Annotated in this window: 21 protein-coding genes; 12 read left to right on the top strand and 9 right to left on the bottom strand. The window is 70.8% G+C overall.

What is annotated here, in order from left to right:
- The first annotated feature begins 175 nt into the window (after positions 1–175).
- The 3 genes from OG627_RS16250 (at position 176) to OG627_RS16240 (ending at position 5725) form a co-directional block, all read left to right on the top strand.
- Positions 176–1579: a PTS ascorbate transporter subunit IIC gene (locus OG627_RS16250; RefSeq protein ID WP_329065712.1), complete on the top strand. Its 1404-nt coding sequence runs from the start codon at positions 176–178 to the stop codon at positions 1577–1579.
- A 379-nt stretch (positions 1580–1958) separates the two neighbouring features.
- Positions 1959–4907 carry a scabin-related ADP-ribosyltransferase gene (locus tag OG627_RS16245; protein WP_329065710.1) on the top strand — a complete coding sequence of 983 codons (2949 nt, stop codon included), beginning with the start codon at positions 1959–1961 and terminating at the stop codon, positions 4905–4907.
- Positions 4908–5098: 191 nt separating this feature from the next.
- Positions 5099–5725, top strand: a complete 627-nt coding sequence (locus tag OG627_RS16240; RefSeq protein WP_443073483.1) for a class I SAM-dependent methyltransferase — start codon at positions 5099–5101, stop codon at positions 5723–5725.
- Between the two features lie 52 nt (positions 5726–5777).
- On the opposite strand, the gene OG627_RS16235 is transcribed toward OG627_RS16240, so the two are convergent.
- The gene (locus OG627_RS16235; protein WP_329065706.1) at positions 5778–6320 is read right to left on the bottom strand and encodes a GNAT family N-acetyltransferase; all 543 of its coding nucleotides are present in this window, start codon (positions 6318–6320) and stop codon (positions 5778–5780) included.
- 239 nt (positions 6321–6559) lie between these two features.
- Between OG627_RS16235 and OG627_RS16230 the strand changes: the two genes are divergently transcribed.
- Positions 6560–7279, top strand: a complete 720-nt coding sequence (locus OG627_RS16230) for a DUF2238 domain-containing protein (protein WP_329065704.1) — start codon at positions 6560–6562, stop codon at positions 7277–7279.
- A gap of 117 nt (positions 7280–7396) precedes the next feature.
- Here the strand turns inward: OG627_RS16230 and OG627_RS16225 are convergent, their stop codons facing one another.
- From OG627_RS16225 to OG627_RS16210, 4 genes are all read right to left on the bottom strand, one after another.
- The gene (locus OG627_RS16225; protein WP_329065702.1) at positions 7397–8596 is read right to left on the bottom strand and encodes a Gfo/Idh/MocA family protein; all 1200 of its coding nucleotides are present in this window, start codon (positions 8594–8596) and stop codon (positions 7397–7399) included.
- Between the two features lie 78 nt (positions 8597–8674).
- The gene (locus tag OG627_RS16220; RefSeq protein ID WP_329065701.1) at positions 8675–10039 is read right to left on the bottom strand and encodes an ABC transporter substrate-binding protein; all 1365 of its coding nucleotides are present in this window, start codon (positions 10037–10039) and stop codon (positions 8675–8677) included.
- 32 nt (positions 10040–10071) lie between these two features.
- A complete protein-coding gene (locus OG627_RS16215; protein WP_329065699.1) occupies positions 10072–11040 on the bottom strand; it encodes a carbohydrate ABC transporter permease in 969 nt (322 codons plus the stop codon).
- A gap of 49 nt (positions 11041–11089) precedes the next feature.
- The gene (locus tag OG627_RS16210) at positions 11090–12133 is read right to left on the bottom strand and encodes a carbohydrate ABC transporter permease (protein ID WP_443073482.1); all 1044 of its coding nucleotides are present in this window, start codon (positions 12131–12133) and stop codon (positions 11090–11092) included.
- A 316-nt stretch (positions 12134–12449) separates the two neighbouring features.
- On the opposite strand from OG627_RS16210, the gene OG627_RS16205 reads away from it, so the two are divergent.
- The 6 genes from OG627_RS16205 to OG627_RS16180 all read left to right on the top strand — a co-directional run bounded on the left by OG627_RS16205 (position 12450) and on the right by OG627_RS16180 (position 19348).
- Entirely contained in the window at positions 12450–13601 is a 1152-nt protein-coding gene (locus tag OG627_RS16205) for an ROK family transcriptional regulator (RefSeq protein ID WP_329065695.1), read from the top strand.
- Positions 13602–13813: 212 nt separating this feature from the next.
- Entirely contained in the window at positions 13814–15649 is a 1836-nt protein-coding gene (locus OG627_RS16200) for a glycoside hydrolase family 9 protein (RefSeq protein ID WP_329065693.1), read from the top strand.
- Between the two features lie 421 nt (positions 15650–16070).
- Positions 16071–16628 (top strand): hypothetical protein, encoded by a 558-nt coding sequence (locus OG627_RS16195; RefSeq protein ID WP_329065691.1) that lies wholly within the window; start codon positions 16071–16073, stop codon positions 16626–16628.
- A gap of 83 nt (positions 16629–16711) precedes the next feature.
- Positions 16712–17332: a toxin gene (locus tag OG627_RS16190; protein ID WP_329065689.1), complete on the top strand. Its 621-nt coding sequence runs from the start codon at positions 16712–16714 to the stop codon at positions 17330–17332.
- A gap of 88 nt (positions 17333–17420) precedes the next feature.
- Positions 17421–18683, top strand: coding sequence for an MAB_1171c family putative transporter (locus OG627_RS16185; RefSeq protein WP_329065687.1), 1263 nt, complete (start codon positions 17421–17423; stop codon positions 18681–18683).
- Positions 18680–19348 (top strand): hypothetical protein, encoded by a 669-nt coding sequence (locus OG627_RS16180; protein ID WP_329065686.1) that lies wholly within the window; start codon positions 18680–18682, stop codon positions 19346–19348. Before OG627_RS16185 ends, OG627_RS16180 begins: the two co-directional genes overlap by 4 nt.
- A gap of 64 nt (positions 19349–19412) precedes the next feature.
- On the opposite strand, the gene OG627_RS16175 is transcribed toward OG627_RS16180, so the two are convergent.
- Positions 19413–21029: an alginate lyase family protein gene (locus OG627_RS16175; RefSeq protein ID WP_329065683.1), complete on the bottom strand. Its 1617-nt coding sequence runs from the start codon at positions 21027–21029 to the stop codon at positions 19413–19415.
- A 142-nt stretch (positions 21030–21171) separates the two neighbouring features.
- Positions 21172–23148, bottom strand: coding sequence for an ABC transporter ATP-binding protein (locus tag OG627_RS16170; protein ID WP_329065681.1), 1977 nt, complete (start codon positions 23146–23148; stop codon positions 21172–21174).
- A gap of 200 nt (positions 23149–23348) precedes the next feature.
- Between OG627_RS16170 and OG627_RS16165 the strand changes: the two genes are divergently transcribed.
- A complete protein-coding gene (locus OG627_RS16165) occupies positions 23349–23876 on the top strand; it encodes an SSI family serine proteinase inhibitor (RefSeq protein ID WP_329065679.1) in 528 nt (175 codons plus the stop codon).
- Here OG627_RS16165 and OG627_RS16160 read toward each other — a convergent pair.
- Both OG627_RS16160 and OG627_RS16155 read right to left on the bottom strand, forming a co-directional pair.
- Complete coding sequence (locus tag OG627_RS16160) at positions 23796–24890, bottom strand: L-idonate 5-dehydrogenase (RefSeq protein ID WP_329065677.1); 1095 nt, start codon at positions 24888–24890, stop codon at positions 23796–23798. The genes OG627_RS16165 and OG627_RS16160 overlap by 81 nt on opposite strands.
- Positions 24891–25015: 125 nt before the next feature.
- Complete coding sequence (locus OG627_RS16155) at positions 25016–25876, bottom strand: SDR family oxidoreductase (protein WP_329065675.1); 861 nt, start codon at positions 25874–25876, stop codon at positions 25016–25018.
- Between the two features lie 106 nt (positions 25877–25982).
- Here OG627_RS16155 and OG627_RS16150 point away from each other — a divergent pair, with 106 nt between their 5' ends.
- Positions 25983–26768, top strand: a complete 786-nt coding sequence (locus OG627_RS16150) for an IclR family transcriptional regulator (protein WP_329065673.1) — start codon at positions 25983–25985, stop codon at positions 26766–26768.
- The last annotated feature ends 58 nt before the right edge of the window (positions 26769–26826 follow it).

Raw genomic sequence — 26826 nt, 5'->3', positions numbered from 1 at the left:
AGCGTCCGACCCTCTCTCCAGCCCTGTTGCCCCTCCCGGCACCAGCTGTGCGAGGCCGACCGAGACGCCGGCGGGGGCCGCGGATCCCCCTGCCCGCCGACGTCCTGCCCGCAGTCGTGCCCGTAGACACACGCCCGCGCATTCGCGCCGTCGTGCCCGCAGAGAGGCGTATCCCGTGAACAGCGTTCTGAACACCTTCGTGGACATCTTCCGCGAGCCATCCGTGATCATCGGACTGATCGCGCTGCTGGGGCTCGTACTCCAGCGCAAGTCCCTCTCCGACACGCTCAAGGGGACGATCAAGGCGTTCGTCGGCTTCCTGGTGCTGGCCGCGGGCGCGGGGGTCGTGTCCGACGCGCTGACCCCGTTCGGCGACATGTTCCAGCACGCCTTCGGGGTGCAGGGCGTCGTACCGAACAACGAGGCGATCGTCGGCAAGGTGCTGACGGACTACGGTTCGCAGGCCGCGCTGATCTTCTTCTTCGGGATGGTCGTCAACGTCCTGCTGGCGCGCTTCACCCGCTTCAAGTTCATCTACATGTCCGGCCATGTGGCGCTCTACCTCTCCGCGATGATCGCCGTGATCCTCATCGCCAACGGCTTCAGCACCTGGCAGGCCATCCTCTGGGGCGCGCTCGCCCAGGGCCTCATCACCACGATCTCCCCGGCGCTGGTGCAGCCCTGGATGCGCAGGGTCACCAAGCAGGACAACGTGGCGCTCGGCCACACGGGCAACTTCGGCATCGCGACCAGTGGTCTGGTCGGCAAGCTCGTCGGTGACACCAAGAAGTCCACCGAGGACCTGAAGATCCCCAAGAACCTCGGCTTCCTGCGCGACACCACGGTCGTGATCGCCGTGTCGATGGGCATCATCTACCTGCTCGTGACGCTGGTGGCCGGTCCCGGTTACGTGGAGGACAAGCTCAGCGGCGGCCAGTGGTACCTGCTCTGGGCGGTCATGCAGGCCGGTAAGTTCTCCGCCGGTGTGTTCATCATCCTGGCCGGTGTGCGGGTCGTCCTCGCCGAGATCATCCCCGCCTTCAAGGGCATCTCCGAGAAGCTCGTCCCCAACGCCAAGCCCGCCCTCGACGTCCCGATCGTCTTCACCTTCGCCCCGAACGCGGTCCTGATCGGCTTCCTCGCCAGCTTCGTCGGCGGTCTGATCGGTATGGGCATCCTCGTCGCGGTCGGCGGCACGATCATCATCCCCGGCATCGTCGCCCACTTCATGACGGGCGCCGCCTCCGGCGTCATCGGCAACGCGACCGGCGGCCGGCGCGGCGCGGTCCTCGGCGCCATGACCAACGGCCTGATGATCACCTTCCTCCCGCTGCTGGTGCTCCCCTTCCTGGGTGACGTCGGCCTCGCCAACTCCACGTTCTCCGACGCCGACTTCGGTGTCTCCGGCTTCCTCCTGGGCAGCGCGGTCCGCTGGGGCCACGCCGCGGTGATCGTCCTGATCGTCGCCTCCCTGGTGGCCCTCTTCGCGGGCTCCGCGATCGCCACGCGCCGCGAGGCGGCCAAGGCGGCGGCAGAGCCGGCCGACGAGCCGGAGGCGACGCAGCAGCCGGTGGCCTGAGAACCGCTGCTGCCTCGGCTGTCGAGTGGTGATCCAGTAGTCCAGTAGTCCAGTAGTCGAGCAGGGGCCGGACGCGCACGCGTCCGGCCCCTGCTTCGTGTGTCGGGGCAGTCTCCGCGACCGGCGGTGACCGGACCCATGACCGGGGCGGCTCGGCTCGGCGATTGGGCCCACGCTTAGGCCCACGGGCCCTGTCTCCGGGGCCGGGGCGGACTCTAGGGTGCCGGAGTACGCGCGGGGGACACGCGAACGGCACGAGCGGTCGAGAGAGCGGTGCGGCGGTCTTGGCGACTGGAATCCCAGGACTGCCCCCTGAGACGTCTGTGTCGTGTGTGCGCTGATCAATTCAGTTGCAGACCAGCAACGTTGGGTGAGGCACTTGTCCGGACTCGATCTTCACGCGCACACGGGCGTCGCCGCGCACACCGGTGGCCACGCGCCGTACACGGGTGATCGGCGCGCGCTGCCGACGCCGCTCAAGGCTGCCCGCGTCCTGCTGCACGTGCTGTTCGCGCTCACCTGCGTGGGCGGCCTCGGGGCCATCGGCGCGGCCGTCTCCACCGGGGTGATGAATCCGGGCCTCCTCGGCATCGCGCTGTACGCCGCCGGGCCGGGTGTGCTGGCCTGGCTGCTCACGTGGCGCATCCCCCAGCGCGGCAGGCGGGTCTGGGGCGGTCTGGCCGCCCTCCAGATATGGCTGATCGTCAGCAGCCTGCTCAATCTCGCGGCCGGATCGTACCTGGGGCTCAGCCAACTGCTGTTGCCCGTAATGATCCTGACGTTCCTCAGCCGGCCCGAGAGCCGCCAGTGGTTCGGCGTGCCGGTGCGGCCGCAGAGCCCGCGTGAGGTGTTCTCCCGGCTCTCCCGCTCCTCGGTACGCCTCTGGCGACGCGAGCGGGGACAGGCGGCCGTGGAGTACGTGGGGCTGATCGTGCTCGTCGCGCTGATCATCGCGGCCCTGGTGACCGGTGGCGTGTCGAACCGCGTCGGCGACGGCCTCAAGACGGTGGTCTGCAACATCGTCGACTCCTCGTGCGGAACGGTCGGCGGCGGGGCAGGTGGCGGCGGCGGTACGGGCGGTGCGAGCGGTGGGGGCGACGGAGGCACCGGCGGTAACGGGGGTACGGGCGGTACCGGGGGTACGGGCGGTACCGGAGGTACGGGCGGTACGGGCGGCGGGGACGACGGCGGCAGTGACGGTGGCGCGGCCTCCGGAGGGACGAGCACTGGGGGGACGAACTCCGGTGGAGGAGACTCCGGCGGCGCGAACTCTGGTGGCGCGAACTCTGGTGGGGCTGCTTCGGGCGGCTCCGCTTCCGGCGGATCAAGTTCAGGCGGCTCCAGCTCCGGTGGGTCCAACTCCGGTGGCTCCAGTTCGGGCGGTTCCAGCTCCGGCGGTAGCAGCAGCGGCGGCGCATCCGGGGGCGCGTCGGGCGGTTCCAGCTCCGGTGGTAACTCCGGTGGCAACACGGGCGGAAGCAGCGGCGGCAGCACCGGCGGAAACGATGATGATGACGACGGCGGCGCGGCGGCGGTAGGCGGTGCCGCTTCGGGCGGCTCCAGCTCCGGTGGGTCGAACTCCGGTGGTTCGAACTCGGGTGGTTCCAGTTCAGGTGGCTCCAACTCCGGTGGCTCCAGCTCTGGTGGGAACAGCTCTGGTGGGAACAGCTCCAGCGGAGGCAGCTCCGGTGGAAACGATGACGACGACGGCGGTGCGGCGGCGGTAGGCGGCTCCAGCTCCGGTGGCTCCAGTTCGGGCGGCTCCAGCTCCGGCGGCAGCAGCAGCGGCGGCGCATCCGGAGGCGCGTCGGGCGGGTCCAGCTCCGGGGGTTCCTCCTCCGGCGGCAGCAGCGGAGGCGCGTCGGGCGGATCATCGGGCGGCTCGTCCGGTGGCTCCAGTTCTGGCGGTTCAAGCAGCGGCGGCTCCAGCTCCGGTGGGTCCAGCGGCGGCAGTAGCGGTGGCTCGTCCGGCGGTTCGAGTTCGGGCGGTTCGAGTTCCGGCGGCTCGTCCGGCGGATCCAGCTCGGGCGGCTCGTCGGGCGGCAGCAGTGGCGGTTCGTCGGGCGGTTCCAGCTCCGGGGGTTCCAGCTCGGGAGGCTCAAGCAGCAGCGGTGGTTCGTCCGGCGGTTCCTCGGGTGGTTCGGTGGGCGGCGCCGTGGGAGGCATAGGCGGTGTGATCGGGGGCGTGATCGGCGGCGCCTCGGGTGGCGCCTCGGGCGGCTCCAGTTCAGGCGGCTCCAGTTCGGGTGGCAGCAGCGGCGGTTCCTCGGGCGGTTCCTCCGGCGCGGCTTCCGGCGGTTCCAGCGCCAGTGGCAACACTGACGGGGATCCCGACCCGGACGACAACGACGACGATCCGGACGACCCGGACGACGAGAAGGACGACTGCGGCCGCAAAATCGGGAGCAACTCCGTCGGCCTCCCTTCGTCCGTGCCGGACTCCCACGGTCGGGTGACCCTGGCCGCCGGCCCCGGTGGGGGTGTCGGCTCCACCACGCAGGATATGGAGTCCGCGCTGAAGGCCGCCGCCGAGGCCGCCCTGGCCGCCAGCGGCGCCGCGGTCCCCGGCTACGACACGTACCAGGAGGCCGAACAGGCCGCCAGGGACGCCCTCTCGAAGGCCACGTCCGACGCGGACGCGGGCGGTAACTGCGACAAGGAAAAAGAGGGCCAGGAGCAGCTCGACAAGGCGACCAAGGACAAGGAAGCCAAGGAAAAAGAGGGCCAGGAGCAGCTCGACAAGGCGACCAAGGACAAGGAAGCCAAGGAAAAAGAGGCCCAGGAGCAGCTCGACAAGGCGACCAAGGACAAGGAAGCCAAGGAAAAGGACGAGAAGGACGACAAGGAGAAGGGGCCGAAGCCCAACCCGCACCCCGAGGTCGCGACCGATCCGGACGCGGATACGTCGGGCATCCCGGACGAGGTGGTGTGGCGCGACTCGAACGAGCCTCTGTACCGCTTCGATGACCGGCCCCCGGAGGAAATCTTCCTGGAAGGCTTCGAGCCCAGAAATCCGAACTACTCGAACCTGTACGACTACGTCGTGTCGAACACGCCCTCGACGTACGTCTCGACATCGATCCACCCCGAACCGGATCTGCTCTACGAACACGCTCAATACCGCTACGACATCGATGTGCCGGGTGGAATTGACATCAACGCGACCTTCGGGAACGACAGTCGCTGGGCCAGCGAGGGCGAGATCTCCTTTCCCGGTGGCATCGACTCGATGTACATCAAGGGCGTCTGGAAGCTCCAGCCGGACGGTACGTGGGGCGAGTACCAAGCGAACACGGAGTGGTACATAGAGCCCGGCGAGAGGGACTGACCGTAAGCGGGAGCGGGAGCGGGAGCGGGAGCCGGGGCGCGGAGCCCCGGCTCCCGCTCCCGTTTCCGCCTCGGCACGGAAACCTCCCCGCCGCCCTCAACGCTGGTCCGTACGGGCCGATCGCCTTCTGCCACCGGGTCGAGGAATTCCGCGACCCGGTGGGTGGCGCGGGTGTTAGTTTCCTTCCCGTGATGACGCACCAGGACGAGACCAGAGCGGCCTACGACGGGGTCGTCGAGCTGTACGCGTCGCTGTTCGCCGATCAGTTGGAGACGCAGCCGTTCTCGCGGAACATGATCGGCACCTTCGCCGAGCTGGTGCGTGGGACGGGTAACGCGCGGGCGGCCGATGTCGGGTGCGGGCCCGGACATCTGACGTCCATGCTGAACGACTTGGGGCTGGACGCCTTCGGGCTCGACCTCTCCCCGGCCATGGTCGACCACGCCCGGCGGACCCGTCCGGCGCTGCGCTTCGACGAAGCGCGGATGGAGGCCCTGCCGGTCGAGGACGGCGCGCTAGGCGGCGTGCTGGCGCACTACTCGATGATCCATACCCCGCCCGGGGAACTGCCCGCGCTGCTCGCCGAGCAGGTGCGTGTCCTGGCATCAGGGGGCCTGCTCCTGGCGTCGTTCTTCGGGACCGAGGGACCGGAGCCGGTCCGTTTCGATCACAAGGTGGCGCCCGCCTACAGCTGGCCGGTGGACCGGTTCGCAGAGTTGCTGGCCGGGGCCGGGCTCGTCACGGTCGCTCGGCTGCTCCACGACCCGGCCTCCGAACGGGGCTTCCTCGACGCCCACGTGCTGGCCCGCCGCCCGTAGCCGACGGAGTCCAGCCGCCGGGAGCGCCAACCCGGCTGACGCGCCACCTGGTTCACGGCCGCCAGGTGTCGCCCCACTCCTCCGCGAGCAGCCCGAGCACGACCTCATCGACGAACTCCCCGCTGACCCAGGCATTGCGCCGCAGCGTCCCCTCCCGGGTGAACCCCACGCGGCCGGCGGCCCGGATCATCGGGGTGTTGTCGGCGAGGGTTTCGAGCTGAAGCCGGTGCAGCCCTCGCACCACGAACCCGTACCCGCACAGGACCCGCACGGCGTCCACGCCCAGCCCGCGCCCCCGGAAGGCCGGGCGCAGGGACAGACCGAGATGGGCGCTCCGGTTGTGGGTGTCGATCCCCCACAGCACGGCCGCCCCCGCCAACTCTTCGCTCGCGAGCTCCACCACGGAGAAGCTGACGGCCCCGTCCCCGGGATCGCCCACCGAGAACGGCCCCTCCGCCGACGCTGCCGGAATCGGCAGCCACGGCCCGGAATCCACCCGCGCCCGCCCGGCGACATCCCCGTACAGCTCGGCGTGCAGGACAGGCACGTCCGCTTCCTGTCGAGCCCGCAGCCCGACCGACTCTCCTCGCAGCATGTCGCTGTTCCTATCCGACCTGTCCGCCGCGATCAACTCGGTTGTTCTGCGGCTTTGACCTCCACGGCTCTCGCTCCGGGGCGTCCTGCGCGCCGTTCAGGAGCCGGTTGCCGTGCCGCGTGGGGGCGATCTCGACGTCGTGGCCGGCCGGCGACAACAAGCTGAGTACAGGTACTCATGAGGGCGCCCGCCGGCAAGGTCGAGACTGGAGGCCCGACTTGGAACACGAGGAGCAGGCGATGACCGCCAACGACCCGTTCGCCGCCCCGTCGCCGGACGGGAGGCTGTCGCCGAGTCGCCTGCTGCCGACCGCCCTCGCCGTCGCGGTGACCGCAGCGCTCGTCGCGTCGAGGTTCGGCGCCGCCGATCCCACCACCTGGCTGCTGGAGACGGTGTGGGTGATGGTCGGCCTGCCCCTGGTAGTCCTGTCGCGCGGCCGCTTCCCACTGAGCGGCCTGCTGTGCGGGCTGCTGGCGGCGCATGCCCTGGTCCTCATCGTGGGCGGCCACTACACCTACGCCGAGGTTCCCGTCGGAGACTGGGTGCGCGACTGGCTTGGATGGGACCGCAACCCCTACGACCGCTTCGGCCACCTCATGCAGGGCTTCGTCCCGGCCATTCTGGTACGCGAACTGCTCGTCCGTACCTCCCCGCTGCGCGGCAGTCGCTGGCTCGCCGTGCTCACCGTCTGCGCCTGCCTGGCCTTCAGCGCTGTCTTCGAGATGCTGGAATGGCTGGCGGCCGTCACCGGCGGCGCGGCCGCGGACGCGTTCCTGGGCACTCAGGGAGACGTGTGGGACACCCAGTGGGACATGTTCTGCGCTCTGATCGGTGCCGTCTGCGCCGTGCTGTTCCTCAGCCGCGTCCACGACCGTGCCCTCACTCGCCCGGGTCTGGAGAGGCCGGTGCGCAGTTGCCGCGCTGGAGAGTGGACGTCGGCTGTGCGGGTCGGTCCTTGATGTCCATGAACACCTGATTCGCCTTCGGTGGTGAAGTCGTACGCAGGGTTGGTGGCGCCGTCGGCCTGATCGGGCCGACGGCGCCTTACGTGGTTGCGGTGGAAACGGACGGGGCGGTTACCGCGGTGCGTCTCCGAAGTCCGGGATCGGGAGGCGTTCGCCGTTCTTGAGGGCGGATTCGTGGGCGATGATGCCCGGGAGGGTGTAGCGGGCGGCGACCCAGGCGTTGACCGGGGGGAGCGTGCCCGTGTTGACGGCCGTGACGAAGTCGTCGGCGAGGAAGTGGTGGCTTCCCTCGTGGCCGTTGGAGACGTTCGCGAATTCGGCGGGCAGCCGGGACCGGTCGTGGACCGGGGCCGAGCCGGAGGTGAAGGCGTCGCGCAGGGCGGGGGCGACGTGCTCCAGGGAGGGGTCGTCGGCGGAGAGGGTGGGCTTGGGCTGGAGGTGGTCGGTGACGTCCTCGACGCCCTTCTTGTCCTGCCACAGGCTCACGGTGGCGAGCTGTTCGAGGCTCCCCTCCGTACCGAAGAACCGGAAGCGCGACTCACGGATGTGCGAGGGGTAGCCGACCCGGCGGAACTCGTTCGTACGGAACGATCCGCCGCCCGCGACCTCGAACAGCGCCGTCGCGTTCGAGAAGTCGTTGTCGAACTGGCTGACGTCCTTGTCGAAGACCCCGTCCCCGCGGTCGTCCTTCACGCCGATCGCCGACACGCTCACCGCGTGGGTCTGCCACGCGCCCAGCACCCCGCCCACCGAGTGCGTCGGGTAGAGGAGGGGCGGGTAGCTGGCGGTGGACTTCCACTGCTCGCCGCCGCTGTACTGGTACGCCTCGTAGAAGCCCAGGTCCATGTCGTGGACGTAGTCGCCCTCGGCGTGGAAGAGCCGGCCGAAGGAGCCCGCGGCGATCTGGTCGCGGGCGTAGACGGTGGCCGGGTTGTACTGGCTGGTCTCGCCCATCATGTACGTCAGCCCGGTCTCCCGTACGGCTTCGATGATGGCCGCGATCTCCTCCTCGGAGATCGCCATCGGCACCGCCGAGTACACGTGCTTTCCGGCGCGCAGGGCCTTGACGACGAGCGGACCGTGGGTCCAGCGCTGGGTGAAGATCGCGATCGCGTCGATGTCCGGTGACTCGATCGCCGCCTCGAAGGACGGGAGTGTGCCGGCCAGGTCGTAATCGGCGACGAGCCTCTCGGCGCGCTCGGGCAGGAGGTCGGTGGCGTAGATGTCACCGACGCCGGGGTGGAGCCGCCAGAGCTTGGCGAACTGGCCGGCGAACTGGCCGGCGCCGACGATGCCCAGGGTGAAGATCATGGTGTGTCTCTTCCTCAGTGGTAAGCGGTAGGGGTGGGTTCTGTGGGTCTTGGGGTGGTGATCCGGGCTCTCTCCGTCTCAATTGCCCTGCGACAGAATCAGGTTGATCTGACTGTTCGTCTTCGTGAGACTGCCCACCGGCACGCCGTTCGCGTACACGTCCTGCATCGCCGGTTTCATCAGCGCCGCCACATCCGCCGCGTAGTCCGTGATCGGGAACGAGAACGTCGTCCTGTCGGCGACCGGCTTCGTGAAGGCCGTGACGTCGATGCCCTTCTTCTCGTACGCGGCGATCGCCACGTCCGTCCCCGCCTTGGTGGCGGGGAAGACGATCCCGTACGTCCCGACCACCTTCTGGCACGCGTCGGAGCCGAGGTACGCCACCCACTTCTGGGCGGCCGGCTTGTTCCCGGCGCGTTTGGTGAGGGAGTCGGCGAGGCCGTTGAGCATGGTGGCGCGCTTGCCGGACGGGCCGACGGGGGTCAGGGCGGTGCCGGCCTCGATGCCCTTGAAGCCGTAGAACGCCTTGGTCATCCACGACCCGTGCAGTGCGATCGCCGCCCGGCCCGAGCCGAGCTGGATGTCGGGGCCGTTGGACGGGGAGAAGTCCGTGAAGGGGGCGAGATAGCCCTTCTCGGCCAGGCCGAAGTACCACTCGATCGTGGACTGGAAGGCCGGGTCGTCGTAGTTGTAGTGGGTCCCCCAGGCCTTCTTGTCGGTGTAGTTCCAGCCGGCGGAGCCCGCGAAGGCGCTCCACTGGGTCTGGCCGTCGGCGTCGCCCGCGTTGTTGGTGGCCAGCCCGTACGTCTTGACGTTGTGCTTGTCGAAGCCGGGCTCGTCGCCCCGCCGTCCCTTCTTGTCGACGGTGAGGTGGGCGATGGTCTTCTCGAAGGTGCCGCCGTCGGTCGGGTTCCAGGCGAGGCTGTTGAGAGTGCCGGCGGAGATCCCGGCGTCCTCGGTCAGCTTCTTGTTGTAGAACATCGCTATCGTGTCCCAGTCCTTCGGGGAGCCGTAGCGGTGACCGTCCTGGCCGACCCAGGCGGCGGCGAGGCCCGGCTGGTAGTCGGATTCCTTGATGGACCCGGTCGCGGGCAGCTCGTCCAGCGGCGCCAGCACGTCCAGGTCGATGAACTGCGCGAACTTGGTGATGTGGTCGGTGAAGACGTCCGGTTCCGTACCCGCGATCATGCTGGCCGTGAGTTTGGTCCAGTAGTCGTCCCAGCCGATCTGCGAGATGTCGACCTTGAGGCCGGGGTTCTGCTTCGCGAACCCCTTGGCGCACTCCTGGTAGCCGGGGAGCTGGTCGGCGTTCCAGAGCCAGTACGAGACGGTGTGCGACGACTCGGTGGACGTCGAACTCTGCGAGCCGCAGCCCACGGCGAGGAGGGAGAGCGAGGCGGCACCGGCGAGTGCGGTGAGACCACGGGAAGACCTGCGTAGCACTGAAGCCTCCTTGGCTTGAGTCCGGTGGAGCCTTACTTGAGTCCGGTGAAACCGATGGAGTTGACGATCCGCCGCGCGAACACACCGAACAGCACCAGCATCGGCAGCGCGGCGACCAGCGTCGCGGCCATCAGCCCGGCCCAGTCCGTGCCGGACTGCGGGGTCTGGGAGCGGAAGATGCTCAGGGCGACGGTGAGCACGCGTGAGCTGTCGCTGTACGACACCATCAGCGGCCAGAAGTAGTCGTTCCACGCCGTGATGTACGTGAGGACGCCGAGCGTCGTCATCGGCGCGGCGGCCGTGGGCAGCAGCAGCCGGAAGAAGATGCGGACCTTGCCCGCGCCGTCCAGCAGCGCGGCCTCCTCCAGTTCCTTGGGCAGGTTCATGAAGAACTGGCGGAGGAAGAAGACCGCGAACGGGGTCATGAACATGGTGGGCAGCGCGATCCCCGTCAGGGTGTCCACCAGCCCGAGTTCCTTGATGAGGATGAAGTTCGGCAGCAGGGTGAAGATGGCCGGCACCATCAGGCCGGCGAGGAAGAGTCCGAACACCCGGTCCCGGCCGCGCCAGCGCAGCCGCGCGAAGGCGTAGGCGGCCATGGCCGAGAACATGGTCTGACAGACCGTCACCATGGTCGCGACGATCGTGGAGTTGAGCAGATAGCGCCAGAAGTTGATCGAGCCGCCCGCGCCTCCCTGGGCGAGTGCCTCCTCCGTGCTCTGGAGTCCGAGGACCCGCTCGAATCCGCCCCAGCTGAAGTCGACGGGCAGCGGGGAGGCGGGGTCGGCGGTCAGCGCGGTGTTGGAGGAGAGGGCGGTACGTACGATCCAGTAGAACGGCAGCAGGGTCATGAGGACGACCAGGGCCATCAGCGCCCAGGCCGCCATCCGGCCGAAGGAGGGCCGGGGCCGCACGGCGGGTGCGGCGGTCGGCGCGGGTGCCGGTGCGGGGGAGGGCGCTGATGCGGAGGCCGGTGCCGATGGTGGGGTCAGTGCGGACATGACATCACTCCTTGCTCCTCTTCCTTCGTGCTCGTGGTCATGTCCGCGCTCAGCCGAGGTCGGTCTGGCCGGCCCGGGTGAGCCGGTACTGGACGATCGTGATCACGCTCAGCACGGCGAGCAGCGCGACGGACATCGCGGAGGCGTAGCCGAACTGGAAGCGCCCGAACGCCGTGCTGTAGATGTAGAGCTGGAGCACATTGCTCGCGTTCGCCGGACCGCCGGGGCCGGAAGTGGCCACCGCCACGGTGTCGAAGACCTGGAACGACCCGATGACCGTCATGATCAGTACGACGGCGAGCACCGGCCGCAGCAGCGGCAGCGAGATCTTCCAGAACGTCCGCACCTCGCCGGAGCCGTCGACCTTCGCCGCCTCGTACACGTCGGCGGGTATCGCCTGGAGCCCGGCGAAGAGGAGCAGCGCGGTGTAGCCGACGTGCCGCCACACGTTGATCAGCGCGATGCTGGGGATGACCCACTCGTTGCTGGCGAGGAACGCGACGTGGTCGAAGCCGAGCGCGCCCAGGATCTGGTTGCCGATGCCGAGCTGGGTGTCCAGGATCCACAGCCACACCACCCCCGCGACGACGTTCGAGACGAGGTACGGGGTGAGCACGACGCCGCGCAGCAGGGAGGACTTGGTGAGCCGCTGCATGAGTACCGCGATGCAGAGCGCGGCGACGGTCTGCACACCGATGTTGATGAAGACGTACTCGACGGTCACGCGCAACGAGCCCCAGAAGATGGGGTCCTGGACCATGCGCCGGTAGTTGTCGAGGCCGACCCACTCGGCGGGGGTGAGCAGGTTGTAGCGGGTGAAGCTGAGGTAGACGCCGCGCAGGGTGGGCCAGAGCAGGAACACCAGGAAGCCGAGCATGGCGGGGGCGATGAAGAGCGCCGCCAGGACGCCGTCTCCACGGGGGGTGTCGGCACGGTGCGGTGTGCCGCCGCCCGCTCCGGCGCCGGTGCCCGCGCCGCTGGTGCGGTGGCCGGTGCGGCGCCGGTCGTCGGCCTTCGTTCTTGTCATCACCTTGGTGCGGGCCGCCGCCGGAAGGCGTGGCGACCCGGGCGCACCGTTTGAGGCGACAGTCATCAGAGACTCCCTTGTCCATGACTCGTCCTCGGGAGGTTTACTTTTGACTTGAAAGAATCGTCGCGTCAAGGGGCGTGCGTGAACTGGTTCGCTGTCGAGCGATTATCGCTTTTGGTGCGGTTGATGGGCCTTTGTGGTGCGATCGGTTGCCGCCTGGTATGGCTGGATGCGGGATGGTATTAATTCCGTTCTGGAATAAAATCCGGGCCGGTGAGGCCGGGCCCTGGATACGATGAGCCGCAGGGCGCGGACACCGGGTGCGGACACCGGGTGCGGAACCGGGTACGGATACGTACGGGACTCAGGGGAATCGAGCATGCTTGCAGCCAGTTGGGCGCCACTGAGCCCCGCCGAACGCGCCGTGGCGATCGAGGTGCTGACCCACGGCCCGGTCTCGCGCACCGAGATCGCCAGAAAGCTGAGCCTGTCCGCCGGCAGTCTCACCCGGCTGACGAAGCCGCTGATCGAATCCGGTCTGCTGATCGAGGAGCCGGCGCCGGTGTCGGCCACCACGCGCCAGGGGCGCCCCTCGCAGCCGCTGGACATCGTGGCGGACTCCCGCTATTTCGCGGGGTTCAAGGTCACGGCCGATACGCTCTACGGGGTCGTCACCACGCTCAAGAGCGACATCGTGGCCGACCGCGCCGTACCCCTCCGTACCCGCGACCCGGAGCACGTCGCAAACCTCGTGCAGGCGATGACCACGGAGTTCGTCGCCGAGTTCCCCCGGCTCGCGGGGATCGGCGTGGGGATCGGCGGTCAGATCAAGGGCTTCTCGCGCGCGGTCGCCTCGGCCTTCCTGGACTGGCAGGACGTGCCCTTCGGGGACATGGTGGAGCAGCGCACCGGGCTGCCCGTCGTGGTCGAGAACGATGTCGCCGCCCTGATCGAGTCCGAGGCCTGGTTCGGCGCGGGACGCGGTCTCGACCGCTTCGCGGTCCTCACCATCGGGGCGGGGATCGGGTACGGCCTGATCCTCGGCGGCCAGTTGGTCCGCGCCGCCAACGACGGCCGGGGCATCGGCCGCCGCTGGATCATCAACCCCAACGGCCCGCTGACGCCCGACGGCGCCCGGGGCAGCGCCGTGTCGCTGCTGACCATCCCGAGCATCCGCTACCAGGTGCGGGCGGCGACGGGCCAGGACCACACGTACGAGGAGATCCTCGCGCTGGCCGCCGCGGGCGACCCGCCGGCCGCGCGGGTGGTGGACGAGGCGGCGCGGGCGCTCGGCACGGTGGTCGCGCAGATCGCCAACTTCGCGATGCCGCAGAAGATCCTTCTCGCGGGCGAGGGCGTCGGCCTGATGGACATCGCCGGCGCGGCGGTCCAGTCGGCCATCCTCGCCAACCGCGACCCGCTGGCCGATCCCTTCGTCCTGGAGACCAAGATCTCCGACTTCAACGACTGGGCCCGGGGTGCGGCGGTCCTGGCGATCCAGATCCTGGTCCTGGGCAGACCGAAGGACTGACCCTCCCCGGCGAGTCCCGGCGAGTCCCGGCGAATCCCATCGAATCCAGCGAGTTCGCACCGATTTCCCGCCGAGTCCCCACCGCGCGCGTTTCCCGTTGCCGGGTTCATTGACCATGTGACGTGTGCATGCAATTCTCCCCATTGATGGGAGCGCTCCCATTCGATGCGCTCCCCTACGTTGAGGCATCACGACCGCGAAAGGCACCCCACATGCCCGCACCCGCACTCGTCTCCGCCTTGTCGGCCGCCCTGCTGATCGCCGGGCTGGCCACCGCCCCCGCGGCCCCTGCGGCCTCCGCGGCCCCCACCGCGACGACCGCCACCGCGACGGCCGGGACCGTCGCCGCCGTCACCGCCGTACGGGCCAATCAGCTCGGCTATCTCCCCGACGGCCCCAAGCGCGCCACCGTCGTCAGCGCCGACACCGTGCCGCTGCCCTGGCAGCTGAAGAACGCGTCCGGCGCCGTGGTGGCCGCCGGGGCGACCGCCGTTCGCGGCGCCGACGCCGCGTCCGGGGACACGACGCACCAGGTCGACTTCTCCTCGTACAGCGGCTCCGGTTCCGGCTTCACGGTCGTCGTCGGCGGACGCGGCAGCCATCCCTTCTCGATAGGAGCCGGGCTGTACGCCGGGCTGCGGTCGGACACCATGTCGTTCTTCTACCAGCAGCGCAGCGGGATCCCGATCGAGGCGTCGCTCGCGGGCGCCGCCTACGCGCGGCCCGCCGGCCACCTCGGGGTGGCGCCGAACAAGGGCGACACGAGCGTGCCCTGCCAGAGCGGGGTCTGCGACTACAGCCGTGACGCACGGGGCGGTTGGTACGACGCGGGAGACCACGGCAAGTACGTCGTCAACGGCGGCGTCTCCACCTGGCTGCTGGTCAATTCGTTCGAGCGGGCCAAGGCGAAGGGCACGGACGCCGCGCTCGGCGACTCCACCCTGCGCGTCCCCGAGCGCGGCAACGGCGTGCCCGACGTGCTGGACGAGGCGCGCTGGGAGCTGGAGTTCCTGATGCGGATGCAGGTCCCGCAGGGCAGGCCGCTGGCCGGGACCGCCTTCCACAAGATGCACGACGCGAACTGGACCGCGCTGCCCACCCGCCCCGAGCAGGACGCCGAGCGGCGCGAACTGCACCGGCCCTCGACCGCCGCGACCCTCAACCTCGCCGCCGCCGCCGCCCAGTGCGCCCGCGTCTACGCCCGCTACGACGCCGCGTTCGCCGCCCGCTGCCTGGACTCCGCCCGGCGCGCCTGGACCGCCGCGAAGGCCAACCCCGGTCTGATCGCCCCGGATTCGGACGGCACCGGCGGCGGCGCCTACGGGGATCCCACGGTCAGCGACGAGTTCTACTGGGCGGCGGCCGAGCTGTACGCCACCACCGGCGAGAGCGCGTACCGCGAGGCCGTCACCGGCTCCCCCTGGCACACCTCCGCCGGCGCCTTCAACGCCTTCGGCTTCAACTGGGCCGAGACGGCCGCCCTCGGCCGGCTCACCCTCGCCACCGTCCCCACCGGCCTGCCCGCCGCCGACACCGCCCGGCTGCGGACCTCGGTGACCACGGCGGCGGACGGGTATCTGAACGCCATGTCCGGCCAGGGGTACGCCGTACCCCTCCCCGCCTCCGCGTACGTCTGGGGCTCCAACGGCCAGGTGGCCAACAACGCCGTCGTGATGGCCACGGCCTACCAGCTGACGAACCAACAGCGCTACCGGGCGGGGGCGGTCGAGTCCCTGGACTATCTGCTCGGCCGCAACACCCTGGGCCAGTCCTACATCAGCGGCTACGGCGTCCAGGCGTCCCACAACCAGCACCACCGCTTCTGGGCGCACCAGGCCGACGCCACGCTCCCCACCCCGCCGGCCGGCTCCCTCGCCGGCGGGCCCAACTCCGGTCTCCAGGACCCGGTGGCGGCGGAGAAGCTGGCCGGCTGCGCGCCCGCCGCCTGCTACATCGACGACATCGAGTCGTACTCGACCAACGAAGTGGCCATCAACTGGAACGCGCCACTCGCGTGGCTGGCCCAGTTCGCCGCCGAGCCGGCGTAGGGCAGCGGGCGCGAAGTCCCTTCTGCCCGGGGGTGTCCCGGCTGTCCCGCGCGCCGTCACCGCCCTGCGCGGGGGTCCTGTTGTTCGAACTTTTCTGGCCACCCGGGACGAGCAAATTCGACCGAAGAGGGAACTTGGCTTTCGAGCACCGCTGACAAGGTGTCATAATGCAGGGGTAGCCCTTCGTGCATCCCCCGTCGCGAAGGGCTACACCCCTTTGCCAAAGCCGCTTCCCGCGTCATTTCCGCGTGGCTCCGCCGCGGGCAAGGGACTCCCCTCGTGGCCCCTTGCCCGCGTTTTTTCGAGTTAACAGTGACGCAGAGTGCGGGCGCAAGTTCAGTAGTTCGACTGAGACCGTTCCAAGGCGGGTCCGTTACAGTACGGCGGACGTGAACGTGGTGGGGCGTGGTGGGGGCTTTGGATGGACAACGGTGAAGAGTGTGCGCCACAGCTGAAGACGTTGCGGCAGAAGGTCGAGTACATGGTCGAGAAGACCTTCCCCGGCCAGAAGGTGTCGGGGCGGTTCTTCTCCGACCTGGTCAAGGAGCGCGGCGGCTCCCTTTCCCACAGCTACTTCTCCAACATCCTCGCCGGGAAGGTCACCCAGCCCTCCGAGGACATCCTCCGAGCCCTCGGCCTGGGATTCGGCGTGGACTGGCGCTTCTTCAAGGACGAGTCGGAAGTCGTGGACGATGTCGTCGCCGGTCTCCAATTCCTCGCCAAGCGCCGCACCGGGGAAATCAGCGGGGTGGCGGGCCGCGGTATGGACGAGAGCGGGCTTCCGCCGGAGCTGCTCCGGTTCGCGCTCTCGCTGCTGGAGGACACCAAGACCAAAGCCGATACCCGAGCCGGCACCCCAACTGATACCCGGGCCGATACCCGAGCCGATACCGAGGCGGGTGCCCGGGGCGACAACAGCCGCGCCAACGGCGACTCCACCGCCACCACCACCGACGGCGCGCCGGAACCGCGGCCGTGACGTCTGCGTGTTCGTGACCGTTGGCCGGAAAACACCGACCGACGTCACCGCGCCCCGCGCACCCGACCAAGAGGCCCCCACCCATGTCCCTGCGCGAGCTGCGAAGAGAGTGCGAAGCCGGACTGGCCGATCTGCCCCTCCCCACGCCCTTCAGCATCGCCGGGCTGGTGGCGAACATGGAGAAGGCCGGCGGCCGTACGATCGCGCTGCACGAACTGCCCGACCAGCTCGCCCGCGTCAACGCCGCCTGCGGTCTGCGCCTGAAGTCCGGCGACACCAGCTTCGTGCTCTACCGCCGCCGCCCGACGGCCTACCAGACCCAGCACGTCATCCTGCACGAGCTGTGCCACGAGTGGTTCGACCACGGGACGACGCTCGACGCGGAGCAACTCGGGCGACTGCTGCCCGTCTTCGACACCTCGCTGATCGGCCGGGTGCTCGCGGCGGACGACCCGGCCGCGCCCCGAGCGGCGGAGCACGTACGGGAGAGCGTCCCGCCGGCCGTCACCGAGGCGCTGCGCTCCGGCGGGCCGATCCAGGCACGCGCGCAGTACGACACCCACGACGAACGGGTGGCCGAGTTCGGTGCCTCGCTCATCCCCCGTATGGCCAGGGACATGACGAGCGATGACATGGTGGGACGCCTGGCCAACTCGCTCTCCCGTCCCGTCGCCCGCAGGCGCGGCGGCTTCTTCCGCCCGTAGACCCGGCGGACCCGTGGGCGCGTAACCTCGTGGCCCGTGGATCCGCGACCCCGTGGACCGCCCCCCACCCCCCCCAAGGACTCCCCACGTGACCGCGCTCGACCTCGCCGGCTACCTCATAGCCGCCCTGATGACAGCCGTCGCCCTGTGGCGCATGCCGGCCGCCCTGTGGGGCGACGAAGAGGACCGACGGCGCCGGGCCCTGTGGGGCTGCTACGCCGGATTCGCCGTCGCCCTGTGGACCAAGACCAGCGCCGTGCGCACCGGGCTCAACAACAGCCCCGTCACCGATCTGGCCGTCCTGATCAAGCACTTCACGGCCACCATCGCGATCCTCGCCATCCTCAGCTACATCGTGGCGATCTACGGCCGGTACCCGGACAACGGGGACGTCCCGCGCCATGTCCGGTTCGCCCGGCTGGTCCAGCGGCTGGCGGCCAGGACCTCCGTCGCCACCCTGATCCTGCTGACGGTGCTGTTCTTCACCGTCGTCGACCGCTCCGTACCCTCGGACCGCTTCGTCTCCGACCACGCGGGCGAGTGGGGCGCGACCCTCTACATGAGCGTCTTCTACCTCTATCTGGGCGCAGCCTCCGCCGTGTGCGCGTACCAGTGGGCGCTGGCCACCGCCGGGGCCACGCGCCGCCATCTGCGGGTGGGGCTGGCCATGATGACCTTCGCGATGTTCATCGGGGTCGGATACACCGTCAGCCGGACCCTGTTCCTGTGGATCAGTGTCGTCGACACCCCGAGCGCCAGCTTCGCGCTGCGCTTCGACAAGGTCACCGAGGCCGCGCAGCTCGTGCTCTTCGCCTTCTTCGCCCTGGGCGCCTCCGTCCCCGCCTTCAGCACGGGCTGGCGCCACGCGAGGCTGCGCCGGGCCCTGGCGCGGCTGCACCCGCTGTGGCGCGAGCTGATGACGGCCTTCCCCGACCAGCCCTTCGAGCCGCCGTCCTCGCTGCCCCGCGAACTCGCCCGCTTCGACACCCCGGTGGACCTGCGGATCGACCGGTGGGCCGCCGATATCGCGGACGCGGTGGAGAAGCTGCGGCACTACGTACCGGACGGCCTGGTCGCCGCGGCCAAGGAGGCCGCGGCGGCCGACGGCCGCGAACCGGCGCGGACCGGGCCGCTCGCCGACGCGTACTGGATCAAGTCCGCCCTCGCCGCGAAGGCGGACGGCGCGCCGGCGGGCGGCGCCGCGGCCATCGAGCCGAACCACGCCACCGACCAGGACGGCGAGGTCGCCTGGCTGGTGCGGGTGGCCACCGCGTACAGGACCATCACCGATGACCGGATCCGGCGCGTTCTGGACGCCCTGGAGGCCGGGGACAGGGAGCGGACAGCATGAGCGGCACCACCACCGGCGCGCCGGAAGCGACGCCGGGTGCGACGCCGGAGACAACGCCGGAGGCAGCGACGGACGTGGACGCGGAGGCCGGGAGCCGCTATCTCGCCACCGCCCGTACGGTCACCAACGTCTTCCAGCCGCGCAATCTCCTGCTCGTGGGCATGGTCGCCATCGGCCTGGCGGCGGCGGGCGACTGGACCGGGCTTCCGTGGGGCCTGCTCGCCGCGCTGTGCGCCGGGATCGTCCCGGCCGGCTACATCGAGTGGGAGCGCAAGCGCGGCACGTGGGGCGACCGCCATGTCGTCGACCGGACGAAGCGCGCGCCGATCTTCTTCGTCATCCTCGGCTCCATCGGAGTCGGCTCCCTGGCCATGGTCCTCGGCGGCGCCCCGGCCGGCATCCTCGTCGCGATGCTCGGGCTGTGGGCGATGACCGTCGTCATCCTGGCCGTCAACACCGTGTGGAAGATCTCGGTGGACGCCGCCGTCGCCTCGGCGGTCGTGGCGCTGCTGGCCCCGGCGCACTCGCCGTGGTGGCTGCTGGGGTACGGGATGACGCTGGCCGTGTGCTGGTCGCGCGTGGCGCTGAGGTACCACACGGTCGCGCAGACGGTCGCGGGAACGGGCCTGGGGGCGGCGACGGCGCTGGCGTTCCTGCTGGTGTGACGCCGCGTTCCGGGGCTTGCTTCCCCGGTCCGCCCCCGCGGGACCGGGGAAGCACCGGCCGCTGTTACGCGCTGCCGCCACCCGTGCGGCGCCTGCGCATCAGCACGAAGCCGCCCGCGAGGGCCGCCACGGCGGTGCCGACCATCGCCGCGATGCCGCCGGCGCCGGTGGCGGCGAGGTCGCCCGCGCCGCCCTGGGGCTCGGCGCCGCCCTCGGCGGGCGCGTCGGCCGCGCCCGTCGCCGTACTCGTGCCGGGACTTGGTGACGTGGAGGCCGTACCCGTACCCGAGCCGGACCCCGATCCCACGCCCGCCGCTGCCGCTGCCGCCGCCGTCGGCTCGCTCTCCGCGCGCTGGGCCGGGGCGCTCTGCTTCGCCACCGGGGACGCGTCCCGGGTGAACGCCAGCGTGCCGAAGCCCAGGTGGTCGAAGCCGCCGCCGCTGCCGTAGTCCCCGCCGCCGCCCTCGGGCCGTACCTGCTTGGTGATGGCGGTGACGTACGGCGCGGCCAGGCCCCGGCGCTTCACGTAGTGGTTGTAGACGCTCTCCCAGATCGGCCGTATCTGCCCCCGGCCGCCCTCGGCCGCCTCGGTGAACGTCTCCGTACCCGACCAGGCGCCGGGCGCGCCCTTCTCCCAGGTGTACGGGGTGTACGGGACGTCCTCGCCCAGGTTCCACTTGGCGACGTACTCGGCGCCCTTGAGGAAGCGGTTGTCGTCGTACCCGTACAGGTCGATGCCCTGGTTCCAGGCCATCTCGCAGATGGTCGCCATCAGGCCGAGCGAGAGCAGCGCGTGCCCCTGGTCGCGGCCCACCTCGGTCCACTGGCCGAGGTTGCCGGGGTGGATCTCGGTGATGACGTGCCTGATGGAGCCGTTGCCCGCGCCGGTCTTGAAGTACGTGACGGCCTGGTCGACCTTGGCCCGGTCGTCGCACAGGACGCCGATGGCGAGGACGGACGCGACGGTCAGCAGGTCCCAGCTGGACCAGTAGTTGGTGATGAAGGCGCCGTTGTGGTCCTTCAGGAACGAGTCGTTCATCGGGTAGAAGACGGCGAGCATCATCTTCTGGAAGCGGGCGAGGTCGAAGCCCTCGTAACCGCGCATGATCTCGGCGGCGTTGGCGAACTGGTAGCCGTGGATGCCCGCCGCGATGAACCGGTCGGCGTTGCCGCCCAGCGTGGTGAACGTTTCCGACCAGGCGTTGAGGATGTCCCGGGCGGTGTCCCCGTGGGCCTTGTCGCCGGTGACCTTCCAGCGCAGGGCGTTCTGGTACGCGGCGTGGACGTCGTTGGCGAGGGTGCCGACGTTCTCGCCGTCGCCGCCGCGGATGACGGTCTCCAGCGGGTTGGGCTTGTAGGTGCTCCGGGCGTGGCCGTTGGCGGCCAGCTTGGCGTACCCCTCCTTGTAGAGCGCCTCGCCCGCCGCGACCTTGGCCGCCATCCGGTCGAAGTCGGCCTGGGTGTGCAGGAGTCCGGGGTGCGCGAAGGCACCCTCGGCGGGCGCGGCCGGGGCCGCCGGAGCCGCCTGGGCGGCGAACGCCGAGGTGGCCGTGGACCCGAGCACCACCACTCCCGCGCCCGCGACGCCCGCCGCACCGGCGACGCGCAGCACGGTGCGCCGGCTGATGGTCCCCGCGCTGTTCTTCTGACCCGCTTGACCCGCTTGACCCGCTTGACTCACTGAATCGCTCCTGTCGGAATCCGCCTGGACACGCAGGAGACGGAGCGGCGGGGCACCGATAACAGAAACCGGTGCCTATCTTTTTTCCAGCAGGGTTTCGCGGCTTCTCCTCAGCGGTGGTCCGTGGCAGTCGGCGCGGGCCTCACCCTCGCTGACCAGGGATGTCCATCGCGTACTGCGCCGCCTGGATCCCGTACAGGTCCCGGAAGACCTTCGGGCCCTCGCCCCCGTCAGCGAGCAGCTCCGTGAACGTGCCGCTCTCCACCACCCGCCCGCGGTCGAGGACATGGATCAGATCCGCCGCCCGTACGGAGCCGAGCCGGTGGGTGATGAGGATGACGGTCTGACCCGCGTCGGCGAGGCTGCGGATCTGCTCGAAGAGCCGCTGCTCGGCCTTGGCGTCGAGCGCGGACGTCGGCTCGTCGACGATGAGGATCTCGCCCGCCCGGTAGTGCGCGCGGGCGAGGCCCAGGCGCTGCCACTGGCCGCCGGAGAGCTGGTGCCCGCCCTTGTACCCCCGGGTCAGCAGCGTCCGCCAGCCGCGCGGCAGCTCCTTGATCAGCTCCTCGGCGCCCGCGTACCGTACGGCCTCGTCCAGCCGCTCCTGGCCCACCGGCACGTCCGAGCGGCCGATGCTCACGTTCACGGTGGCGGTGAACGGCCAGCGGTAGAAGTCCTGCCCGACCATCGCGACGCGCGAGACCAGAGCGCGGCGGTCGGCGTGGGCCGCGTCCACGCCGTCCCACAGGACACGTCCCGAGTCCGGCCGGTAGAGGCCGCACAGGAGCTTGACGAGGGTGGACTTGCCGCTGCCGTTCTCCCCGACCAGCGCGACGATCCTGCCGGTCGGGATGGTCAGGCTGACTCCGTCGAGGGCGCGCTTGCCGTCCTCGCCCCGGTAGGTGAAGACGACGTCCTCGAACGTGATCGCGGCGGGCTTCGCGGGCAGCGGCGCCCCGCCGACCGGGATGGCGCGCCCGGCCGCCTCCTCGCACAGCCGGTGCAGGTCCCCGACGAACAGGCTCTCCTCGTGCATGGAGTTCACCTGGAGGACCAGGTTTTCGAGGCTCGCGGAGCCGCTGCGCAGCGCGAGCACCGCCGTACCGCCCACGGACAGAGCCATCGCCCCCGTCCACAGCAGCCCGCCCAGCGTCGCGTACGCGGCGGCCGCGGCGAGCCCCGTCCAGCCGGCCGCGATCAGTCCCGTACGGGCGGCGAGGCGGGCGAGTCTGCGCTGCTCGCCCTCCTGGGACTCCGACATGGCGCGGAAGTGGTGCAGCAGGAACGGCCCGATGTCATGGGCCCGGATCTCGGCCGCCGCGTCGGTGGAGATCAGCAGGTTCTGGATGAGGTGCCCGGCCCGTGAGTGCTGCACCCAGGTCTGGAAGGAGAGGTACTGGCGGCGCGCGTTCGTCAGGGCCGCCCACGCGCTGGGCAGCGTCATCGCGACGAGCAGCGGCAGCAGCACCGGGTGCAGTACGGCGAGCACCCCGGCGGCGGCGACCAGCGACAGCAGGGCGGCCACGACGTTCTGGCAGTAGCGCATCATGCGGCGGGCGGATGCGGCGCCGTACTGCGCGCTGTCGAGGAGCTTGTGGAACTCGTCGTCCTCCACCGCCTCCAGCTCGACCCGCGCGGTGTGCGTCAGATACCGCTCGGTGGCGACGCGCTCGACCTTCGGCTCCAGCCGTCCCGTACCCGCCGTGGACAGCGCGCGCAGCACCGCGCCCAGCATGGCCGCCGCACCGGCGACGGCGAGCGCGGGGGCGGCCTCGGCGAGCCGCTCGGCGGTCGTGCCGTCGCCGAGGAGATGGCCGAGGACGCGGTTGACGGCGATCAGCCCGACGGCCTGGCCGATGCCCTGCCCCAGCTCGGCGAGGGTCACCAGCCGCAGGGCGTTCCTGTCGGCCTCCCAGGCGAGGCGCGCGGTGGTGCCGACGAGGGCGGGGAGCCTGGTGACCATGGAGCGCAGGCCGAGCTGGAGGAAGGCGTCGTCGTGCTTGTTCCAGCCCATGTCGTAGCGGAGGGGGCCGCCGAACATGAGCTGTTCGGAGTCGGAGACGGCGGCATCGGGGTCCGGGGGAGTGGTCTTCGCGGTACGGGGTTTCCGGAAGGGCATGGGTAGTTGGATGCCCGGAGTGGGGAGCGCTCACGGCTGCGCGGGCGGGGCGAACGGAGTACGCCCGGCGCCCGCCGGGCGGTGGTGTGCGCCCTCGTTCGGGTGAAGCGGGCGGTCGTGGGAGGCGAGGGGGCGGGGGTGGGGGTGGGATGGGCCGTACGCGTCGCCCACGGCACGTACCGCGTCATCCAGGAGGCACCATGCCCGTCCGAACAGCGCTCGTCGCCGCCCTGCTGCTGACCGTCACCGCACCGGTGACGGCGGCCTCGGCCACGTCCCCCGCCCCGGTGGACCACCTCACCGTGACCGTCGCCCACTCCGGCTCCGCCCGTACGGACGGGACCTTCGAGCTGTACTGCCATCCGGGCGGCGGCGACCACCGGGCCGTCCAGGACGCGTGCGACGCCCTGGACGGGATGACGAAGTGGGGGCAGGACACCTTCGCGCCCCCGCCGGGCCGCGCCAAGTGCACCGCCCAGGACGGCGGTCCGGCCACCGCGCGGGTGACGGGGGTCTGGGCGGCGCGCGCCGTGGACGCGCGCTTCCGGCGCACCAACGGCTGCGAGGTCTCCCGCTGGGACCGGTTCAAGCCCCTGCTGCCCACCCCGTTCTCCCGGCCGGGAGCCCCGGCGGGCAGCGGCTGGCGGCTACTCGGCGGGGCCACCTCCGGGGGCGCCGGTTCCGACGGGGCTGGTTCCGGCAGTGCCGCCTCCGGGGGCGTCGAGTAGGTCGAGCAGCACCTTGGAGGCGCGGGAGCGGTCGCCCGCCAGCTCGAACGCCTCGCCCGCCCGCGCCAGCGGGAAGGTGTGGGTGATGACGGGCTCGACGTCGATGCCGTCGGCCAGCAGCGCGAGGGCGTCGTCGAAGTCCGCGTCGAAGCGGAAGGAACCGCGCAGGGTGATCTCGCGGGTGACCACGACGTTCCCCAGGAACCCGGTCTCCCCGGGCGGCAGCAGCCCCAGCAGCACCACGGTGCCCGCGCGCCGTACCCGCTCCACGCAGGTACGGAGCCCGGCCGGGGCGCCGGACGCCTCGATGGCGACGTCGGCGTCCAGCGCCCGCGTCCCCTCCTCGGGGCGGTCGGCCCGTACGGTCGCGGTGGCGCCGACGCGGGTGGCCAGCGCCAGCGGCTCGTCCAGGAGATCGCTGACGATGATCTCGGCGGCGCCGAAGTGCCGCAGGACCGCCACGACCAGCAGCCCGATGGGCCCGGCGCCGGTGACCAGCGCCCGCTTGCCCGCGACGTCCCCGGCCCGGCGGACGGCGTGCAGGGCGACGGACAGCGGCTCGGCGAGGACGGCCCGGTGCTCGCTCAGCCCGTCCGGCAGCGCGCGCACCTGCCCGGCGGGCACGACGACGCGCTGGGCGAAGCCGCCCTGGACGTGCGGCATCCGGGCCGCGCTGCCCAGATAGCGCGCGTGGGCGCAGACGTTGCGGTGCCCCTCCGCGCACTCGCGGCAGCTGTCGCACGGGGTGGCGGGGTGGAGGGCGACGGGGGTGCCGACGGCGGGCCCGGCCGCCTCCGTACCGAGCGCGGCGACCCGGCCGACGACCTCGTGGCCGAGCACCATGGGCTCCTGGAGCCGGAAGTCCCCGACCGCGCCCCGGTGGTAGTAGTGCAGGTCGGAGCCGCACACCCCGCCGAGCGAGATGGCGACGGCGATCTCGCCGGGGCCGGGGGCGCCGGGGTCGCGGTCCTCGACCCGCAGGTCCTTGGGGCCGTGGGCGACGCATGCGCGCATGGGGGAAACCTCCTGGGCTGCGGGAGTGGGGGCGGGGGCTGAGACGGGGGTGCGGGTGGGGACGGGGGTGCGGGTGGAGACGGGGGTGCCGGTGGGGACGGTGGGGACGGGGGTGGCTCGGGCGGTCACAGGACCGACGTCATGCCGCCGTCGACGTACAGGATCTGTCCGTTGACGAAGTCCGACGCGGCCGAGGAGAGGAAGACCAGCGCCCCGACCAGATCCCCGACCTCGCCCCAGCGCCCGGCGGGGGTGCGGCCGCGTACCCAGGAGCTGAAGTCCTCGTCCGCGACGAGAGCGGAGGTCAACTCCGTACGGAAGTAGCCGGGACCGATGGCGTTGACCTGGATGCCGGACGGGCCGAGGTTCGCGCACATGCCCTTGGTGAGCATCTTCAGGCCGCCCTTGGTCGCGGCGTACGGGGCGATTCCCGGGCGCACGACCTCGCTCTGGAGCGAGCAGACGTTGATGATCTTGCCGTGGCCGCGCGGCGTCATCCGGCGGGCGACTTCGCGGCCGACCAGGAAGGCGCTGGTCAGGTTGGTGTCGAGCAGGCGGTACCAGTCGGCGTCGGCGAACTCGGTGAGCGGGGCGCGGTGCTGGGCGCCGGTGTTGTTGACCAGGATGTCGATGGGGCCGACGCGCTCCTCGATCCGCGCGATGCCCTCGGCCACGGCGGCGGGGGCCGTCACGTCGAAGGATTCCGCGAGGACGGTGCCCGCTGTGCCTCCGCTGCCGCCGTTCCCGCCGTTCCCGCCGTTCCCGCCGTTCCCGCTGTTCCCGCTGTTCTCGGCGTTCTCGGTGTTTTCGGTGGTGAGCGCGGCCAGTTCGCTCCGGGTGCGTTCGAGTGCCTCCGCGTCGCGGCCGTTGAGCACGACGGTGCACCCGGCTTCCAGCAGCCCCTGGGCCAGTGCGCGCCCGATGCCCCGGCTGGAGCCGGTGACGAGGGCGACGCGACCGCCGATGTCGAAGAGCGGGTGACTCATGCTCGGCCTTCCGATCTTTCCACTGAGTGGAAATGCAATCCATCCAACGGAAACCATCGTCCGCATCGAGGGCCATTGATGTCAACCACTGAGGTAATTTGTCGGTGTGCACACCAACGACGACGCCCCAGCCGATGCCGTCCCCGCGGACGTGGTCGGGCGGGCCATGCGGCTGCTGGTCCTGGTCGGCGAGCACCCGCACGGCATCACACTGTCCGAGCTGGCCCGCGAGAGCGGTGTCCCCGTCAGCACGTCACACCGGCTGGTCAACTCGCTCTGCCGCGAGGGCCTGGTCGAGTTCGAACCGTCCGGCAAGCGCTACCGCCCCGGTCTGCGCCTGTTCCAGCTCGGCCAACGGGCCGGCCAGGCATACGGGTTCACCGGAACCGCCCTCCCGGTCATGCGGCGGGTGACACGGCAGACCGAGGAAGCCACACTGATGTCCGTCCTCGACGGGACGCGCCATCTGTACGTGCATTACGTGGACGGTCCCCTGCCCGTGGGCGTACGCAGCGAACCCGGCCGGCACGGGCCCCTGCACTGCACGTCGATGGGCAAGGTCCTGATGGCGTTCGCGCCGCGCGACGTACGCGCCGACCTCCTGGACCGCGTCGACCTCACCCCGTACGGCCCGAACAGCATCACGGACCGCGCCGTGCTGCGCGAGGCCGTCGACCTGGCCCGCGAACGCGGCTATGCCACGGCCGACGAGGAACACCACGCGGGCCTGCGCGCCGTGGCCGTCCCGGTCCTCCGGCCCGACGGCACCCTTCACGCCGCCCTCTCCACCGCCGCCCCGGCCTTCCGCCGCAGCGTGGACGACCTCGTCGCCATGGTCCCCGTGCTCGGAGCGGCGGCGGCTGAGCTGGGCGCCCGGCTGCCCGCGCGGTAGCGCGCGGCGTCGGGCCTTCTCAGCCCTCGGCCATCAGTCCCCGGCCTCGGCCCTCGGC

The sequence above is a fragment of the Streptomyces sp. NBC_01429 genome (assembly GCF_036231945.1).
Lineage (GTDB): Bacteria > Actinomycetota > Actinomycetes > Streptomycetales > Streptomycetaceae > Streptomyces.
Note: the sequence above shows the minus strand (reverse complement) of the source record. Positions and strands in the feature narration are given on the sequence as shown.

Coding starts and splice junctions, on each gene's coding strand:
- OG627_RS16210 (WP_443073482.1), bottom strand. CDS start 12,133: ATGACTGTCGCCTCAAACGGTGCGCCCGGGTCGCCACGCCTTCCGGCG.
- OG627_RS16215 (WP_329065699.1), bottom strand. CDS start 11,040: ATGTCCGCACTGACCCCACCATCGGCACCGGCCTCCGCATCAGCGCCC.
- OG627_RS16195 (WP_329065691.1), top strand. CDS start 16,071: ATGGACAACGGTGAAGAGTGTGCGCCACAGCTGAAGACGTTGCGGCAG.
- OG627_RS16170 (WP_329065681.1), bottom strand. CDS start 23,148: ATGCCCTTCCGGAAACCCCGTACCGCGAAGACCACTCCCCCGGACCCC.
- OG627_RS16190 (WP_329065689.1), top strand. CDS start 16,712: ATGTCCCTGCGCGAGCTGCGAAGAGAGTGCGAAGCCGGACTGGCCGAT.
- OG627_RS16235 (WP_329065706.1), bottom strand. CDS start 6,320: ATGCTGCGAGGAGAGTCGGTCGGGCTGCGGGCTCGACAGGAAGCGGAC.
- OG627_RS16240 (WP_443073483.1), top strand. CDS start 5,099: ATGACGCACCAGGACGAGACCAGAGCGGCCTACGACGGGGTCGTCGAG.
- OG627_RS16200 (WP_329065693.1), top strand. CDS start 13,814: ATGCCCGCACCCGCACTCGTCTCCGCCTTGTCGGCCGCCCTGCTGATC.
- OG627_RS16180 (WP_329065686.1), top strand. CDS start 18,680: ATGAGCGGCACCACCACCGGCGCGCCGGAAGCGACGCCGGGTGCGACG.
- OG627_RS16225 (WP_329065702.1), bottom strand. CDS start 8,596: ATGATCTTCACCCTGGGCATCGTCGGCGCCGGCCAGTTCGCCGGCCAG.
- OG627_RS16155 (WP_329065675.1), bottom strand. CDS start 25,876: ATGAGTCACCCGCTCTTCGACATCGGCGGTCGCGTCGCCCTCGTCACC.
- OG627_RS16205 (WP_329065695.1), top strand. CDS start 12,450: ATGCTTGCAGCCAGTTGGGCGCCACTGAGCCCCGCCGAACGCGCCGTG.
- OG627_RS16160 (WP_329065677.1), bottom strand. CDS start 24,890: ATGCGCGCATGCGTCGCCCACGGCCCCAAGGACCTGCGGGTCGAGGAC.
- OG627_RS16230 (WP_329065704.1), top strand. CDS start 6,560: ATGACCGCCAACGACCCGTTCGCCGCCCCGTCGCCGGACGGGAGGCTG.
- OG627_RS16165 (WP_329065679.1), top strand. CDS start 23,349: ATGCCCGTCCGAACAGCGCTCGTCGCCGCCCTGCTGCTGACCGTCACC.